Raw genomic sequence first — 1,370 nt, 5'->3', positions numbered from 1 at the left:
GAGCCTATCCGGAATTTTGTGGGTGAGGCATATTATGCGAGGTAAACAGCATGGATGTGCCAATGAAGAAGAAACGTACGATTGCGGCCCAAGCCGCTGCACGAGGGCCACTGCCTGAGGTGCCGCAGGAGTTGCTCGATGAGCTGGTTAAAGGACCTATGACACCGGTCGAGGTTCAGGATCTGATGTTGGCCTTTAACAAGGCGATTATCGAACGGGCCATGGGCGCCGAGATGAACATGCACCTGGGCTATCGGCCGGGCCAGGCCAAGCCACCGGAGCAGGCCAATGAGCGCAACGGCGCCAGCGGCAAAACGATCATTACGGATCGTGGCCCCGTACGGGTGGAACTGCCCCGAGACCGTGATGGCAGCTTCGATCCGGTCTTGATCCCCAAGCATGAGCGGCGCTTTACCGGCTTCGATGAACGGATCATCGCCATGTACGCCCGGGGCATGAGCGTGCGCGAGATTCAGGCCTTTTTGGCCGAGAGCTATGGGACCGAGGTCTCGCCGGACTTTATCAGTTCAGTGACTGACGAAGTCATGGCCGAGGCGATGGCTTGGCAGAGTCGCCCATTGGAAGTGATGTATCCGGTCGTGTTCTTCGATGCGCTACGGGTCAAGATCCGCAGCGACGGCGTGGTCAGCAATAAGGCCGTATACCTGGCCCTGGGTATCCAGGCCGATGGCCAGCGCGATGTACTGGGCCTGTGGATCGAGCAGACCGAGGGTGCCAAGTTCTGGCTCAAGGTCTTCAATGAACTCAGGACCCGGGGCTGCCAGGATATCCTGATCGCCGTAGTTGACGGTTTAAAGGGCCTGCCCGAGGCCATCAATGCCGTCTTCCCCAAGACCACGGTACAGACCTGCATCGTGCATCTGATTCGAAACAGCCTGGATTATGCGGGCTGGAAGGATCGCAAAGCTGTCGCCCAGGCACTGCGCCCGATCTATGGCGCGGCCAGCGAACAGCAGGCACGCCAGACGTTGCAGGCCTTCGCAGACAGCGCATGGGGGCAGAAATACCCCACGATTGTCGCCGCCTGGGAGCGAGCCTGGGAATACGTGATTCCGTTCTTTGTGTTCGCACCCGATATCCGGCGGGTCATCTACACCACCAACGCCATTGAGAGCCTTAACATGCAATTGCGTAAAATCATTAAAACGCGAGGGCACTTCCCGAACGACGAGGCGGCCATCAAGCTGTTGTGGTTAGCGCTACGCAACGTGCTGAGCAAGTCGGTGCGTGCTGCCTTCGACTGGAAATCCGCGATGAATCAGTTTGCCATTATGTTCGGCGATCGATTTACCCAAGCAAGGGGATAAAAGTTGTTCAACCGCCTTGCCCACAAAAATACGGATACTCCC

Annotated in this window: 1 protein-coding gene; it reads left to right on the top strand. The window is 57.8% G+C overall.

What is annotated here, in order from left to right:
• The first annotated feature begins 62 nt into the window (after positions 1-62).
• A complete protein-coding gene (locus DFR37_RS22720; RefSeq protein ID WP_113935415.1) occupies positions 63-1,328 on the top strand; it encodes an IS256 family transposase in 1,266 nt (421 codons plus the stop codon).
• Positions 1,329-1,370: the final 42 nt, after the last annotated feature.

The sequence above is a fragment of the Eoetvoesiella caeni genome, assembly GCF_003315175.1.
Lineage (GTDB): Bacteria > Pseudomonadota > Gammaproteobacteria > Burkholderiales > Burkholderiaceae_B > Eoetvoesia > Eoetvoesia caeni.
This window is presented reverse-complemented; position numbering and strand designations above follow the sequence as displayed.

Bases quoted from the DNA above. Each gene is read 5' to 3' on its own strand.
- DFR37_RS22720 (WP_113935415.1), top strand. From the start codon at position 63: ATGAAGAAGAAACGTACGATTGCGGCCCAAGCCGCTGCACGAGGGCCA.